The organism is Polaribacter ponticola (assembly GCF_026191475.2).
Classification (GTDB): Bacteria; Bacteroidota; Bacteroidia; order Flavobacteriales; family Flavobacteriaceae; genus Polaribacter; species Polaribacter ponticola.
This window is the reverse complement of sequence record NZ_JAOSLC020000002.1, coordinates 747,040-762,040: the sequence shown is the minus strand read 5'-3', so window position 1 is coordinate 762,040 and position 15,001 is coordinate 747,040. Positions and strand designations below refer to the sequence as shown.

17 protein-coding genes and 1 pseudogene are annotated in these 15,001 nt (G+C 29.2%); 15 read left to right on the top strand and 3 right to left on the bottom strand.

The window, feature by feature from the left end; genetic code table 11:
- Nucleotides 1–23 precede the first annotated feature (23 nt).
- The 14 genes and pseudogenes from N5A56_RS03955 to tsaB all read left to right on the top strand — a co-directional run bounded on the left by N5A56_RS03955 (nt 24) and on the right by tsaB (nt 12,990).
- A complete protein-coding gene (locus N5A56_RS03955) occupies nt 24–3,245 on the top strand; it encodes a leucine--tRNA ligase (RefSeq protein ID WP_265726284.1) in 3,222 nt (1,073 codons plus the stop codon).
- A gap of 208 nt (nt 3,246–3,453) precedes the next feature.
- Complete coding sequence (locus tag N5A56_RS03950; RefSeq protein ID WP_265726285.1) at nt 3,454–4,224, top strand: enoyl-CoA hydratase/isomerase family protein; 771 nt, start codon at nt 3,454–3,456, stop codon at nt 4,222–4,224.
- A 71-nt stretch (nt 4,225–4,295) separates the two neighbouring features.
- On the top strand, nt 4,296–4,787 hold the full coding sequence (locus tag N5A56_RS03945) for an MOSC domain-containing protein (protein WP_337994763.1): 492 nt from the start codon (nt 4,296–4,298) through the stop codon (nt 4,785–4,787).
- A gap of 283 nt (nt 4,788–5,070) precedes the next feature.
- Nucleotides 5,071–5,343: a hypothetical protein gene (locus tag N5A56_RS03940; protein ID WP_274270193.1), complete on the top strand. Its 273-nt coding sequence runs from the start codon at nt 5,071–5,073 to the stop codon at nt 5,341–5,343.
- Between the two features lie 293 nt (nt 5,344–5,636).
- Complete coding sequence (gene cyoE, locus N5A56_RS03935; RefSeq protein WP_265726287.1) at nt 5,637–6,539, top strand: heme o synthase; 903 nt, start codon at nt 5,637–5,639, stop codon at nt 6,537–6,539.
- A gap of 2 nt (nt 6,540–6,541) precedes the next feature.
- Nucleotides 6,542–7,129 carry a cytochrome c oxidase subunit 3 gene (locus N5A56_RS03930; protein ID WP_265726288.1) on the top strand — a complete coding sequence of 196 codons (588 nt, stop codon included), beginning with the start codon at nt 6,542–6,544 and terminating at the stop codon, nt 7,127–7,129.
- A gap of 55 nt (nt 7,130–7,184) precedes the next feature.
- A complete protein-coding gene (locus N5A56_RS03925) occupies nt 7,185–8,165 on the top strand; it encodes a cytochrome c oxidase subunit 3 (RefSeq protein ID WP_265726289.1) in 981 nt (326 codons plus the stop codon).
- Between the two features lie 22 nt (nt 8,166–8,187).
- Nucleotides 8,188–8,525, top strand: a pseudogene (locus N5A56_RS03920) (cytochrome C oxidase subunit IV family protein).
- 143 nt (nt 8,526–8,668) lie between these two features.
- On the top strand, nt 8,669–9,271 hold the full coding sequence (locus N5A56_RS03915; RefSeq protein ID WP_265726290.1) for a hypothetical protein: 603 nt from the start codon (nt 8,669–8,671) through the stop codon (nt 9,269–9,271).
- A complete protein-coding gene (locus N5A56_RS03910) occupies nt 9,268–9,912 on the top strand; it encodes an SCO family protein (RefSeq protein ID WP_265726291.1) in 645 nt (214 codons plus the stop codon). The genes N5A56_RS03915 and N5A56_RS03910 overlap by 4 nt, the downstream gene beginning before the upstream one ends.
- Nucleotides 9,905–10,444 carry a DUF420 domain-containing protein gene (locus tag N5A56_RS03905; RefSeq protein WP_265726292.1) on the top strand — a complete coding sequence of 180 codons (540 nt, stop codon included), beginning with the start codon at nt 9,905–9,907 and terminating at the stop codon, nt 10,442–10,444. Before N5A56_RS03910 ends, N5A56_RS03905 begins: the two co-directional genes overlap by 8 nt.
- Nucleotides 10,437–10,658, top strand: a complete 222-nt coding sequence (locus tag N5A56_RS03900) for a hypothetical protein (RefSeq protein ID WP_265726293.1) — start codon at nt 10,437–10,439, stop codon at nt 10,656–10,658. Before N5A56_RS03905 ends, N5A56_RS03900 begins: the two co-directional genes overlap by 8 nt.
- A gap of 220 nt (nt 10,659–10,878) precedes the next feature.
- Entirely contained in the window at nt 10,879–12,210 is a 1,332-nt protein-coding gene (locus N5A56_RS03895) for a TolC family protein (protein ID WP_265726294.1), read from the top strand.
- Nucleotides 12,211–12,303: 93 nt separating this feature from the next.
- Nucleotides 12,304–12,990, top strand: a complete 687-nt coding sequence (tsaB, locus tag N5A56_RS03890; RefSeq protein ID WP_265726295.1) for a tRNA (adenosine(37)-N6)-threonylcarbamoyltransferase complex dimerization subunit type 1 TsaB — start codon at nt 12,304–12,306, stop codon at nt 12,988–12,990.
- On the opposite strand, the gene N5A56_RS03885 is transcribed toward tsaB, so the two are convergent.
- The 3 genes from N5A56_RS03885 to N5A56_RS03875 form a co-directional block, all read right to left on the bottom strand.
- Nucleotides 12,980–13,780: a mechanosensitive ion channel family protein gene (locus N5A56_RS03885; protein ID WP_265726296.1), complete on the bottom strand. Its 801-nt coding sequence runs from the start codon at nt 13,778–13,780 to the stop codon at nt 12,980–12,982. The genes tsaB and N5A56_RS03885 overlap by 11 nt on opposite strands.
- A gap of 80 nt (nt 13,781–13,860) precedes the next feature.
- The gene (locus tag N5A56_RS03880) at nt 13,861–14,190 is read right to left on the bottom strand and encodes a DUF1304 domain-containing protein (protein ID WP_337994745.1); all 330 of its coding nucleotides are present in this window, start codon (nt 14,188–14,190) and stop codon (nt 13,861–13,863) included.
- 44 nt (nt 14,191–14,234) lie between these two features.
- Nucleotides 14,235–14,435: a dodecin family protein gene (locus tag N5A56_RS03875; protein ID WP_265726298.1), complete on the bottom strand. Its 201-nt coding sequence runs from the start codon at nt 14,433–14,435 to the stop codon at nt 14,235–14,237.
- A 159-nt stretch (nt 14,436–14,594) separates the two neighbouring features.
- On the opposite strand from N5A56_RS03875, the gene N5A56_RS03870 reads away from it, so the two are divergent.
- Entirely contained in the window at nt 14,595–14,948 is a 354-nt protein-coding gene (locus N5A56_RS03870; RefSeq protein ID WP_265726299.1) for a toxin-antitoxin system YwqK family antitoxin, read from the top strand.
- The last annotated feature ends 53 nt before the right edge of the window (nt 14,949–15,001 follow it).

Below are 15,001 nucleotides of genomic sequence, written 5' to 3'. Positions count from 1 at the left end.
TGCAGCTTCTAAAATAAAAGTAGATGCAATACAATCACCTAGATGTAGAAAAGAAATGGCAAGAATTTTGGGCAAAAAACCAAACATTTAAAGCCAGTAATGAAAGTGAAAAACCAAAATATTATGTATTAGATATGTTTCCTTATCCTTCTGGGGCGGGTTTACATGTTGGGCATCCGTTAGGTTATATTGCAAGTGATATTTATGCACGTTACAAACGTCATAAAGGGTTTAATGTATTGCATCCGCAAGGATATGATTCTTTTGGTTTACCTGCAGAACAATATGCAATTCAAACTGGGCAACATCCAGCAAAAACTACCGAAGCAAACATTGCAACCTATAGAAAACAGTTAGATAAAATTGGTTTTTCTTTTGATTGGAGTAGAGAAGTAAGAACTTCAGATCCTGAATATTATAAATGGACACAGTGGATTTTTATCCAATTGTTCAATTCTTGGTACAATAAAGATACAGACAAAGCAGAAGATGTTGCTACTTTAGAAAAAATATTCAAAAAAGAAGGTAATGCAAAAGTAAATGCTGTTTCAGATGAAGATATTACTATTTTTTCTGCGGAAGAATGGAAAGTTTTTTCAAAAACAGAACAAGAAGAAATTTTATTGCAATACAGATTAACATTTTTATCAGACACAGAAGTAAATTGGTGTCCTGCTTTAGGAACCGTTTTAGCAAATGATGAAATTGTAAACGGAGTTTCAGAACGTGGAGGTCATCCTGTTGTTCGCAAGAAAATGACACAATGGTCTATGCGAATTTCTGCTTATGCACAACGTTTATTAGACGGTTTAGAAACTATAGATTGGCCACAACCTTTAAAAGATTCTCAAACCAATTGGATTGGACGTTCGCAAGGAGCAATGGTTTCTTTTAAGGTTGAAGGAAACACTCCAGAATCTACTTCTGAAGTAAAATTATCATACAAAGAATTAGAAGCGTTAAAAGAATTGCGTCAAAATTTATCGAAAGCTGAAACTACGCTTTGGGATGAAATAAAAAATAAAAAAGGAGCAGCTAAATTCAGAAAAAAATATACTATTGGTACATTTTTGGTGGATTATGTGTGCTTAGCAAAACATTTAATTGTTGAGTTTTCTGGAAAAGAAGATGAAGCAGCAAGAACAGAATTCTTCCATAAAAAAGGCTTTAACGTTATTCGTTTTACAAATGAAGAGGTTTTACAAAATGTTGTAAAAGTAGTTTCCGAAATTAATTTTGCAATTCAATTTCCTAAAGTTGAAAAAACTGAAATTAAAAACAATGTTATTACGAGTGAAACGAAGCAATCTGCCTATAAAATAGACGTATTCACAACGCGTCCAGATACAATTTACGGAGTAAGTTTTATGACGTTAGCTCCAGAACACGAGTTAGTTTCTAAGATTACTACAGGCGCTCAAAAAGCAGAAGTTGAAGCATATATTTCTGCAACGGCAAAACGTTCTGAACGCGATAGAATGGCAGATGTAAAAACCATTTCTGGTGCATTTACAGGTGCGTATGCAATTCACCCTTTTTCTGGTGAAAAAGTACAAATTTGGATTGGAGATTACGTGTTAGCAAACTACGGAACTGGAGCCGTTATGGCAGTTCCTTGTGGTGATCAACGTGATTATGATTTCGCAAAACATTTTAATATTCCGATTCCGAATATTTTTGAAGGAGTAGATATTTCTCAAGCTGCACATACCGATAAAGAAGGAACTGTTATAGCAAATTCAGACTTTTTAAGCGGATTAAAATATAAGAAAGCATTAAAATTAGCCATTTTTGAAATGGAAAAACGTGGCTTTGGTTACGGAAAAATAAACTATCGTTTGCGTGATGCTGTTTTTAGTAGACAACGTTATTGGGGAGAACCATTTCCTGTGTATTACAAAGACGGAATGCCACAAATGATTGATGCAAAACACTTACCAATTGTGTTGCCGGAAGTTGAAAAATACTTACCAACTGAAGATGGAAAACCACCTTTAGGAAATGCAACAGAATGGGCTTGGGATTCTCGTGGAAAGAAAGTTGTTAGCAACGATAAGTTGAAAAACAAGACAGTGTATCCGTTAGAATTAAACACAATGCCAGGTTGGGCAGGAAGTTCATATTACTTTAACCGTTATATGGATCCGCACAATGAAAACGAAATTGCGTCTAAAGAAAATTTAGAATATTGGGAAAATATCGATTTATATATTGGAGGTTCTGAACACGCAACAGGACACTTATTATACGCACGTTTTTGGCAAAAATTCTTGTTTGATAAAGGAATTGTACCCGTAGATGAGTTTGCAAAAAAACTGATTAACCAAGGAATGATTTTGGGAACTTCTGCATTTGTATATAGAGAAGAAGGAACTAATAAATTTTTATCTAAAGGATTAATTGAAGGGAAGCAAGTGCAGCCAATACATACGGATGTTTCTTTGGTAAACGCTTCTGATGAATTAGATATTGAAGCTTTTAAGAATCATGTTTTAAATGCTGATTATAAAAATGCAGAATTTATTTTAGAAGAAGGTGTTTATAAAGTTGGACGTGAAGTAGAAAAAATGTCTAAATCTAAATACAATGTTGTAAATCCAGATAATATTGTTGTAGATTATGGAGCAGATAGTTTACGTTTATTCGAAATGTTTTTAGGGCCTTTAGAACAAGCGAAGCCTTGGAAAACTTCTGGTATTTCTGGAGTTTCATCGTTCTTGAAAAAATTATGGAAATTATACTTTAATGGCGAAGTATTTGAAGTTTCTGATGCAGAACCAACAAAAGATGAATTAAAAACTTTACATAAAACAATTAAAAAAGTAGAAGAAGATATAGAGAATTTCTCTTTCAATACTTCAGTTTCTACTTTTATGATTGCTGTTAACGAGTTAACTACTTTAAAGTGTAATAAGAAAGAAATTTTAGAGCCATTAGTAATTCTAGTTTCTCCTTACGCGCCACATATTGCAGAAGAATTATGGAGTTTGTTGGGAAATAATGAGTCGATTTCTACAGCAAGTTTCCCTGTTTTTGATGCTAAGCATTTAGTGGAAAGTGCTAAGGTGTATCCGATTTCATTTAACGGAAAAATGCGTTTTACGTTAGAGTTGCCGTTAGATTTATCTAAAGATGAAATAGAGAAAACTGTAATGGCACACGAGAAAACAATTGCTCAGTTAGCTGGTAGAACACCTAAAAAAGTAATTGTAGTTCCTGGTAAAATTATAAATATAGTAGGTTAGTAATTGTAGCTTGCGATAAGTATTTGCATTTTACAGAGAATTTTTACTGGAGGATGTTATTCCAGCTTTGTAGATAAATTTTATTTAAAATTAAAAAGAACGCCGTTGCATTAATTTGTAATGGCTCTTTTTATTTCTAAATATCTTCTTTATTTTTAAATCGATTTTTTATCAATAAAAACCTATTTTTGATAAAACTATAATTATAATGACAACTACAAGACAAAACGGAAGTTTGTTTACCAATATTCAAAATAATATTGCAACAATAGAATTTGGTCATCCGGCAAGTAATTCTTTTCCTAGTGTTTTACTAGAACGACTAACTAAGGAGTTGAACGAAGTTGCAAAAAATGATGCAGTTTCTGTTATTATTCTTAAGTCTGAAGGAGAAAGAGCTTTTTGTGCTGGTGCTTCTTTTGATGAATTGGTATCAATTTCTAATTTAGAAAGCGGTAAGCAATTTTTCTCTGGTTTTGCAAATGTTATAAATGCGATGAGAACTTGTGGGAAATTAATTGTTGGTAGAGTTCAAGGAAAAACTGTAGGAGGAGGAGTAGGTTTAGCGGCTGCTTGCGATTATGTTTTAGCTACTGAAAATGCATCTATAAAATTATCAGAATTTACTATTGGCATTGGCCCTTTTGTAATTGAACCCGCAGTAAAACGTAAAATAGGTTTAGCAGCATTGTCTGAGTTAACTTTAGATGCGACCAATTGGAAAAATGCTTATTGGGCAAAAGAAAAAGGTTTGTTTGCTAAAGTATTAGAAACCAACAAAGAATTAGACGAAGAGTTAGAGATTTTTACATTTAAATTAGCGTCTTACAATCCAGAAGCTTTATCTGAGATGAAAAGAGTTTTATGGGATGGTACATCAGATTGGGATGTTTTGTTAACAGATAGAGCTGCAATTTCTGGAGAGCTGGTTTTGTCTGAATTTACTAAAAATGCGCTTTCAAAATTTTCTAAAAAGTAGGTCAATGAAAATTGTATCAACCAATATTGGAGAGAAAAGAGAAATTATTTGGGCTAATAAAACCATAAAAACTGGTATTTATAAATTTCCAACTAGCAAACCTTTTTTTAGATGAGGAAAATGTAAAGAGTGATGTAATTTGTGATAGAGAAAATCACGGAGGAATAAACCAAGCAATATATGGGTATTCTTTAAAGCATTATAATTATTGGAAGTCTAAATATCCAAATTTAGAATGGAGTTTAGGAATGTTTGGTGAAAATTTAACGATAGATGATTTAGATGAGACCAAAATTCATATTGGAGACACTTTTAAAGTAGGTAATGCTATTTTAGAAGTAACGCAACATAGAGAGCCTTGTTATAAATTAGGGATACGTTTCGATAATATGCGAATTGTAAAGCAATTTTGGAATACAACTATGTGTGGTGTTTATTTTAAAGTATTACAAACTGGTTTTGTAAAGGCGGATGATACATTTACAAGATTGAGTAGTGATATTGGTAATTTAACTATTGCAGAATTATATAAAAATAAAAGAGCTGAAAAGGGTATCGAATGAAATTTAAAAAGAGATATATATCATTAGTAGTTTTAGCAATTTTAGCACTTTATAACGTGTATCATTTCGATGACTTTTGTTACGGTGTTTTAAACACGTTCTTATTTCTTGTTTTTTCAATCTTATTTGCAATTATCTTTTTAATTATTACTTTTTATAATTTGTATAAAATTTCACTTAAAAAAGAATTTTTTGATTTTGTTCCAGGTATATTATGTTTGTTTTTTTTAGTTTAGTTTTTCTTTCAACAAATTATCCTAACACTTATTTTCATAAAAGTGTCGTGAAATCTTTTAAATCAGTAAAAGAAAGTAAATTAAGTTCTTACAAAATTATTTTATTTGACGATATGACTTATGAAAGTAAAACAATTTTAGGAAAAAGCGTATGTACCCAAAAAGGGAGTTATTACTTTAAAAGTGATTCACTATTTCTAAATAAAAATAATAATTTGCAGAAAAATATTTTTTTCGATTCAATCTATATTTATAATAAAAAACAAGGTACGCTATTACCTATTTCTATTGATTTAGAATCGTTTAAGATTGATGAATAATATTAAAAACTAAATAAAAACATCACTTTTTAAAGTTATTAATAGTGGTTACTACTTTAATATGTGTTTAATTATAAAAATCGTAAAAATTTGCATCTATTTTTAGGTTAGATGTTAAATAAATTTATATATTTGCGTGTGGTTTTTTATTAAGCCACACTTTTTCTTTTTCATAGCAATTTTCCCACTCAATTTATTGAGTGGTTTTTTTTATATATTTAAGTAACAAAACCTTATAAATTCTATGGTAAATTGATATTTATAAAATATCTTTGCACTTGATTTGTGGCTATATGAATTCAATAGAAATTTCTGAGACTAAAACAACAATGAATACACTAATATCAGACTTAAAACAGCTTACTAAAGTTGGCCTGTCTTTAAGTGTCGTTTTTTCTTCAGTTGCTGGATATTTATTAGCTGTAGATATTATTAACTTTACTACACTTTTATTATTAGCTTTAGGTGGTTTTTTTATGGTTGGAGCTTCCAATGCTTTTAATCAAATCATAGAAAAAGATACAGATGCAATTATGTTGCGGACTAAAAATAGGCCTTTACCAACCAAAAGAATGTCTGTAAATGTAGCAATGTTTATTGCTGTACTGTTTACCGTTTTGGGTTTGTCTATTTTGTATAGTATTAATCCTAAAACTGCATTATTTGGAGCAATTTCTATTTTCTTGTACACTTGTGCATATACACCTTTAAAATCGGTTACACCTTTAGCTGTTTTTGTGGGTGCAATTCCAGGAGCAATTCCTTTTATGCTAGGTTGGGTTGCCGCTACAAATGAGTTTGGAGTAGAAGCAGGTTTTTTGTTTATGATACAATTTTTCTGGCAGTTTCCACACTTCTGGGCAATTGGTTGGTTGCAATTTGAAGAATATAAGAAAGCAGGATTTAATATGCTGCCAATGAATACTAAAAATAAAGGAGCAGTAAAACAGATAATTTTTTACACTATAATAATGATTTTGGTATCTATTGCGCCGGTATTAAAAGTATCTGGAGATTTTTACATTTATCCAATTACTGCAATAATAGTTGCTTTATTAGGTGTGGTTATGCTTTATTATGCAATAATTTTATATAAATCTGAAGAAAATACAGACGCTAGAAAATTAATGTTGTCTAGTGTTTTATATATTACTGTAATACAAATAGTTTACGTAGTTGATAAATTTTTACATTAAAAATGATAGAAGAACAAGCTTTAAAGCAAGAGTATACTGTAGCTAAAAAGAAATCGGCAAAACCAATGTTGTGGATTTCAATGATTAGTATGGTGATGTTTTTTGCAGGGTTAACAAGTGCATACGTAATAAGTATGAAACGAGATGATTGGGTTTCTTTTGATTTACCCCAAGCATTTTATATAAGTACGTTTTTAATTGTTGCAAGTAGTATTACATTGTTTTTATCTCAAAAACTTTTAAAACAAAATAAAAGACAACTTTCCTTAATATTGATAGTTGTAACATTAATTTTAGGTATTGGTTTTATTTGGCAGCAGTATGTTGGCTTTAATCAACTTAAAAGTGTAGGGTTATTTTTTACAGGTCCAGAGAGTACTGTATCTACTTCTTTTATAATTGGTATTACGTTTATGCACGTTATACACTTATTTGTAGGTGTTTTAGTACTTTTGGTTGTAATTTATAATCATTTTAAATACAAATACAAATCGGATGATATGCTTGGTTTTGAACTAGGTGCAATCTTCTGGCACTTTGTAGATATATTATGGATTTATCTATTTTTCTTTTTCTATTTTATTAGGTGATGAAAAATAGTTATTTTTGGCAAACTAATTAAGAAATAATTAACAGAGAATATTTATGGAAGCAAATATTGCTATACCTTCTGACAGTAAGGATACTTGGAGTGGTGGTGGAAACAAACCATTTGGAGCAAGTTATGGTAAAATGATGATGTGGTTTTTTATCGTTTCTGATGCATTAACCTTTTCGGGTTTTTTAGCAGCTTACGGTTTAACACGTTTTAAATTTATAGATTCATGGCCAATTGCCGATGAGGTTTTTACTCACATCCCTTTTGTACATGGAAATTACCCAATGATATACGTTGCCTTTATGACATTTGTCTTAATTGCATCGTCTGTTACTATGGTATTAGCTGTAGATGCTGGTCATCAAATGAAAAAGAATAAAGTAGCTTGGTATATGTTTGCTACAATTATTGGAGGTTTAATTTTTGTTGGTTCTCAAGCTTGGGAATGGAATACATTTATTAAAGGATCTTATGGAGCAGTAAAAACTACAGATGGTAAAGTTTTACAGTTTGTAAAAGATGGACATCAAATTGCACTTTCAGATTTTGTTGTTGGAGATCGAATGGATCAAAGAGAAACGAGTACTAGAAAAAATGGTTTATGGTTTGAGAGCGGAGAAGCTGTACCTCAATATTCAGTTGCTCAGATTATGGCATCTTATAAGGCAAATCCAGCTATTCAAATTAGAAGCGAAAAAATGAATCTTGAAACTAAACAGAAGATAATTTTGTCTAGAGAAAAAGGAGCATCTGAACTGGCAAATGGTAAGTTTGTTATAGAAGGAGCAAATTTAAAAGCAAATGAATATGGTAACACAATATTCGCAGACTTTTTCTTCTTTATAACTGGTTTTCATGGTTTTCACGTACTTTCTGGAATTATTATTAATATTATTATTTTCTTTAATGTTATTCTTGGTACTTATGAAAGAAGAGGGCATTATGAGATGGTTGAAAAAGTTGGATTATATTGGCACTTTGTAGATTTAGTTTGGGTATTTGTATTTACTTTTTTCTACTTAGTTTAATTATATAAAATTATAGCAAAAGATGGCACACGCACAATCGCATACAAAAAGAATTTGGAACGTATTTTGGATTCTATCTGCAATTACTATTGTAGAAGTTATATTAGGTATTTATAAACCTAATTCGTTACACCTTACCAGTATTTTAGGAACAAGTCCGCTAAACTGGATTTTTATTATTTTAACTTTGGCTAAAGCTTATGGTATTACTTGGGCTTTTATGCACATGGAAGGTGAAAAAAATGGTTTAGACGCTCCGTAGTTTGGACAGCAGTTTTTCTAATATGTTATTTAGTAACGCTGCTTTTAATTGAGGGAGGTTATTTATATGAAACATTAGCGCCACTAGTAAAATGGTAATCAAATAATAAAAAGGTGGTTTTAACCACCTTTTTTTATATCTAATGAGTTCTATTTTAAATTAATTATTAGTGTATGAAATCTTTAACAAAAAAAGAGTTGTACTTTTTTTACTTTTTATTTTCCCTTTAATATGTTTTTTAATGTTGTCTTTAGGTGAAAACAATTTTACAAAATTACCTGTAGTAACAGAGCGTGTAATTGATGTTTCAGAAATTGATGCAACTAAGAATGTACAATTAAAAAACTATGTTTCTATTGTTGTTTTTTTAGGAAATGATGTAAATACTAACAAGTCTGGTCTTTTTAATTTAAATGAAAAAGTATATAAGAAATTTTTAGATTACAAAAAGTTTCAAATTATAGCTGTCTACCCTAAAGGAGAAGAAGTAAACGTAGAGAAATTAAAAAAAGAAATAGAAGCTTTTACAGATATGCAAAAATGGGTTTTTTTATCTAGTTCTAAAGAAGAGATAGAGGGCTTTTATACTAGTTTTGCTTATAATGAACCTCTAATTAATCTTTCTTCTTCAAAAGCCTTTTTAATCGATAAAAAAGTAAATTTAAGAGGTAGAATAAAAGATGCAGATAGTAAAGACGGTATGCTTTATGGATATAATATGAATTCCGTTTCCGTATTAAACGGAAAACTTAAAGATGATGTAAAAGTTCTTTATTACGAATATTATGCTGCTTTTAAAGATAGAAATAAGAATAAGGCAGACAGAAAAGAAGTTGGGTTATGAGTAAAAAGAATTCTTACATAGGTGTAGCGTTTATAATATTGTTATTTGGTATTTATACAGTACCAAAAGTTGTTAGTTATTTTGAAGATTCTGGTTTGGTAAAGTTTAATAAAGTACCAGATTTTGAATTTACCAATCAAGAGGGTAAAACTATTACAAACAATACGTATAAAGGAAAAGTGTTTGTTGTAGAATTTTTCTTTTCAACATGTCCTACAATCTGCCCAATTATGAACCAGAAAATGCTAACTATTCAAGATTCTTTTTTTGGTAACCCAGAATTCGGAATTGCTTCTATATCAATTACTCCAGAAATAGATACTCCAGATACTCTAAAAGATTATGCTAAAAGTAATGGTATAACCCATAAAAATTGGCATTTACTTACTGGTAAATCTGAGAAAATCGTTTATGCTTTATCAAATAAAGGATTTAAACTTTATGCAGGTAAAGGAGAAGAAGAACATGGAGGTTTCGAGCATTCAGGTCTGTTTGCTTTGGTTGATAAAGATGGTTTTATTCGTTCAAGAAAAGATGAATTTGGTAACCCAATTATGTATTATAGAGCTATTCAAGAGCAATCATTTCCAGATCAAATAAAAGAATTAAAAGAAGATATTAAGTTGTTATTAAATGAGTAATCTAGCAAAAGAAAGAAAATATAAAAAGATAATTACTGTATTATCTATAGTAATACCACTAGCTGTAGCTGCCTTATTTGGTGTTAATTTAAAAAGTTTAGGTTTTGATGTTGAGCCTTTAACTTTTTTACCGCCTATTTATGCTTCTATTAATGGATTAACGGCTGCTTTGTTAATAGCTGCTGTATTAGCAATAAAAAAAGGAAATAAAAAATTACATCAACAGCTTAATACAATAGCTATTGGTTGTTCTTTAATATTTTTGCTTTTATATATAGGTTATCATATGACTTCAGATTCTACTAAGTTTGGTGGCGAAGGAGTTATTAAATATGTTTATTATTTTATTTTATTTTCTCATATTGTATTATCAGTAATTGTGATTCCTTTTGTGTTAACTACATATATGAGAGCTCAATTGGGTAACTTTCCTCAGCATAAAAAAATTGCTAAAATTACTTTTCCATTATGGTTGTATGTTGCTGTTACTGGTGTTATAGTTTATTTAATGATATCTCCTTATTATGCTTAAAAAAACAATTTTTCTTTTCTTTTTAATATTTATTTCTACTATTAAATCTACTTATTCTCAATGTGCTATGTGTAAAGCTGTTGTAGAAAATGGAGACGAATCTATGGCAGAAGGTGTTAATAATGGAATTACCTATTTAATGGTTTTTCCTTACTTATTAGTAGGTATACTTTTCTTCACAATTTACCGATATAAAAAGAGAGCTAAAATTTAACATTTCAATAAGAGTAAAATGCTGTAACATATTTTACTTTTATTCGTCTTATAAGCACTATTGAAAGATAAAAGTGTTCATTTTTAGGATAATTATGTTCGATTTTAGTTTTTTTAAAAAACAATAAAATTTAAACAATTAGTTATCAGTAGGTTGAGCTTTTTTGTTTTTTGGTATACAAATTGAAATTTAATAATAAGAAATCATAAAAATTAAAATTTTGAAAACCAAACTTATCTTATTTGTAGCCATTATTACATCAATGTCTACTTTTTCACAACAAAAATGGACACTAAAAGAATGTGTAGATGAAGCTTTAAAAAAGAATATTTCTATTCAGCAGAATAGACTTAGTTTAGAAATTGCTAAAAACGATATAAAATTAGCAAAAGGTAACTTTCTTCCAGTAATTAATGGTTCTACAAGTGGTAGCTTATCATTAGGTTCTAGTTTTAATCAAGTAACCCAAAATAGATCTCCAAGTACAACTCTGTTTGGTGGTTCTGTTGGTTTAAGTGGAGGTATTTCTCTTTTTAATGGATTTAGAAATACAAATACTTTTAAACAAGCACAATTAGGTGTTGAGTCTAGTTTACTTGATTTAAAGAAAATAGAAAATGATATTTCTTTATTTGTAGTTAATGGATATTTAAATATACTTTTTGCTAAAGAGAGTTTAAATGCAGCAAAAGTTCAATATGAAATAAGTAAGAAACAAATTGAAGCTGCAGAAAGTAGATTTAATTCTGGTGTAATACCAAAAGGAGATTTATTAAACACACAATCTACTGCAGCAACTAACTTACAATCTGTAATAACTCAGGAAAATTCTTTAGACTTAGCAATATTAAACCTAGCACAACTTTTACAAGTTTCTGTAGATGGCTTTGATGTAGCTTCTATTAATGTTGGTTCGCCTTCGGCTAACTTATTGTATAATAATTCAGCATCAGTTTATGAAAAATCTGTAGATAGAATGCCAGAAATTGAAAGAGCTAAGTTGGCAATTGAAAATGCAGGTTTAAGTATTGAAATAGCTAAATCGGCTTATCTGCCATCTGTATCTGCTTCTATATTTATGAATTCTAGTTATAATTACATAATAAAACCAAAAGGTGTTTCTACTGGTAACTTTTTTGACCAATTAGATGGTAATTTAGGTTATGGTTTAGGTTTTAGTGTAAATGTTCCTATTTTTAATGGTTTTAAAACGGATGCAAATGTTACTCGATCAAAAATAAACAAAGAAATATCAGAAACAAGATTAGAAAGCGAAAAATTAAGTTTAAAGCAAACTATTGAGCAGTCTTTTCTTGATGTAAAATCTGCTTTAAAAACTTTTGAGGCCGCTAGAATATCTTTAGAAGCACAAAAAGAAGCGTTTAAAAATGCACAAGAGCGTTACAATTATGGAGCAATGACTTTATTTGATTTTGATCAAGTAAGAACGAGATTGGTTAATGCAGAAGCAGCATTAATACGTTCTAAGTACGATTATGTTTTTAAAACAAAAGTTTTACAGTTTTATGCTGGAGATTTAGTTCTAGAATAATCTTTTTAAAAAATATATATTTTACCTCACTGCAATTAATTTTGCTGTGAGGTTTTCTTTTTAATCTATATTTGTAAAAAAATATATTAAGATTTGAGTATTATATTAAATATTGAAACTAGCACAAAAAATTGCTCTATTAGTATTGCTAACAAAGGAGAAATTTTAGCCATTAAAGAATTAAATAATGGAAATTATTCTCATGCAGAAGTTTTACATCCATTTATAGTTGATGTTTTAAAAGAAGCTAATTTATCTTCTAACAATATAGATGCCGTAGCTGTAAGTAAAGGTCCAGGTTCTTATACAGGTTTAAGAATTGGAGTTTCTGCTGCAAAAGGTCTTTGTTTTGCTTTTGATAAGCCTTTGATTTCTATAGATACTTTAACTTCTTTATCTTATTCGATTTCTTTTAATTCAGGTTACATAGTTCCTATGTTAGACGCAAGAAGAATGGAAGTATATTCTGCTGTATTTAATCAGAATCATGAAAATATACGTGAAATTAAAGCAGAAATTATTGATGAAAACTCATTTTCAGAATATTTAGATGCTAACAAAGTCTTTTTTGTTGGTGATGGCGCTCAAAAGTGTAAAGAAATTATCACTCATAAAAATGCAGTTTATGTAGATGATAAATTCCCTTCGGCAAAAGAAATGGCTAAATTATCTTACAATAAGCACAAAAAAAACGACATTGAAAATGTCGCTTATTTTGAACCTTTTTATTTAAAAGATTTTGTTGTTATTCCTCAAAAAAAGAAAAAGCCTATTTATTAATATTAACTCTATGTGGGTAAGGAATTTCAATTCCCGCTTCATCAAGAGCAAGTTTTGCATTTTCAGTAACATCAAAATAAACATCCCAATAATTAGCAGTTTCACACCAAGGTCTAACAGCAAAATTTACAGAGCTATCTGCTAATTCTAAAACTGTAACTCCAGGAGTTGGTGTCTTTAATATTTTTGGGTGAGAGGTTAATACATTCATTAAAACTTCTTTTGTTTTTTTAATATCTGCATCATAAGATACTCCAATTACTAAATCTACTCTACGAGTTCCTTCTGTGGTATAATTAATTATATTTCCGTTAGATAATGAACCATTAGGAATTATAATTTCTCGGTTTGACAATCCGGTAAGTTTAGTTGTAAATATTTCGATTTCTTTAACTACGCCTATTTGACCTTGAGCTTCCACTAGGTCTCCAATTTTGAAAGGTTTAAATATCATAATTAAAACTCCTCCAGCAAAATTGGCTAATGATCCTTGTAAAGCTAAACCTACTGCTAAACCTGCAGCAGCTAAAATTGCAGCGAAAGAAGTAGTTTCTACTCCCAATTTAGATATTACTGCTATAATTAATAATATTTTTAAAGCCCAACCTCCTAAGTTTGCTAAAAATTTTTGAAGTGTAATATCTACACCTCTTTTTGCCATAATTTTTGTAGACGAATTAATAACAATTTTTATAACAAATAACCCAATAAGAAGTATAGCTAACGCCATTACTACTTTAGGAGCATAATTTATTAATAAATCTTGTGCTGTTTGTAAGTATTTTTCCATTTTATATTTTTATTAGATCACAAAAATAAAGGATTATAAGGTAGATTTATATATAAATTAGAATAATAATGAAATGATTGCTAATGAAGCTGGAATAGTTTGGATGTATAAAATTCTAATTTTTTTGTTGAATATGCTCCATAAATTCCAGCTATAAAAACACAGCAAGAAAAGAAAATAGCAACATCAATCTTTATGGTTATTATAGACCATATTAAACCTGCTGCTAAAAAACCATTATAAAGTCCTTGATTAGCTGCCATAACTTTTGTTTCTTCAGCAAATTCTTTGTTTTTTAAGCCAAAACTTTTTATCCCTTTCTTTGTAGTCCATAGCACCATTTCTAAATAAACTATATAAATATGTATAATAGAAACAATTGAAATTAACGTGATTTGTAAATAATTCATATAAAAATATATCTTTAGAATGATTAATAGTAAATAAAATGACTTTAGTTTACTTCAAAAGTGATTTTTAAGTTTACTCTAAACTCAGTAACTTCATTATTGTTAACTACGGCACTTTGTGATTGTACAAAAACAGATTTGATGTTCTTAACTGATTTAGATGCATGTTTTACTGCTTTTCTCGTTGCTTCTTCCCAACTTTTCTCTGAGTTAGCTAATATTTCTATAACTTTCATTACTGCCATAATAATTTTTTTTATTGTTTTTAATAAGTAAATATAATTTTTTTTATAAAAGATCCTTTTTTAGATTTTCAATGTTAACTTAATGTTACGTAAATGTATTTTAAATGTAAATTTTTATTATATTTGTAAAAATAATGTTAACCTTAAAAAAGAAAAATAATGAAAAATATATTAACAATTTGTATGCTTAGTATTGCTACAATAGGATTTTCACAAAATAATGAACCTACTTTTAAGGCTGAAAATGATTTGGTTAAAGCAACTTACTACTATAATGATGGATCAATAAAAACTCAAGGATACTTTAAAAACAAAAAGTTAACTGGAGAATGGGTTCGTTTTGATAAAATTGGAAATAGAACTCAGTTAGCTTATTATTCTGATGGAAAAAAAGTTGGTAAATGGTTTGTATGGACAGATGAATCATTAAAAGAAATTAATTATAATAATAACGTAATTGCTTCTGTTAATGTATGGAAACCAGCTACAAAGTTAGCTATTAGTAACGAATAGTACTTATTAATTACAAAACATAAAACTCATTAGTTAATTCTAATGAGTTTTTT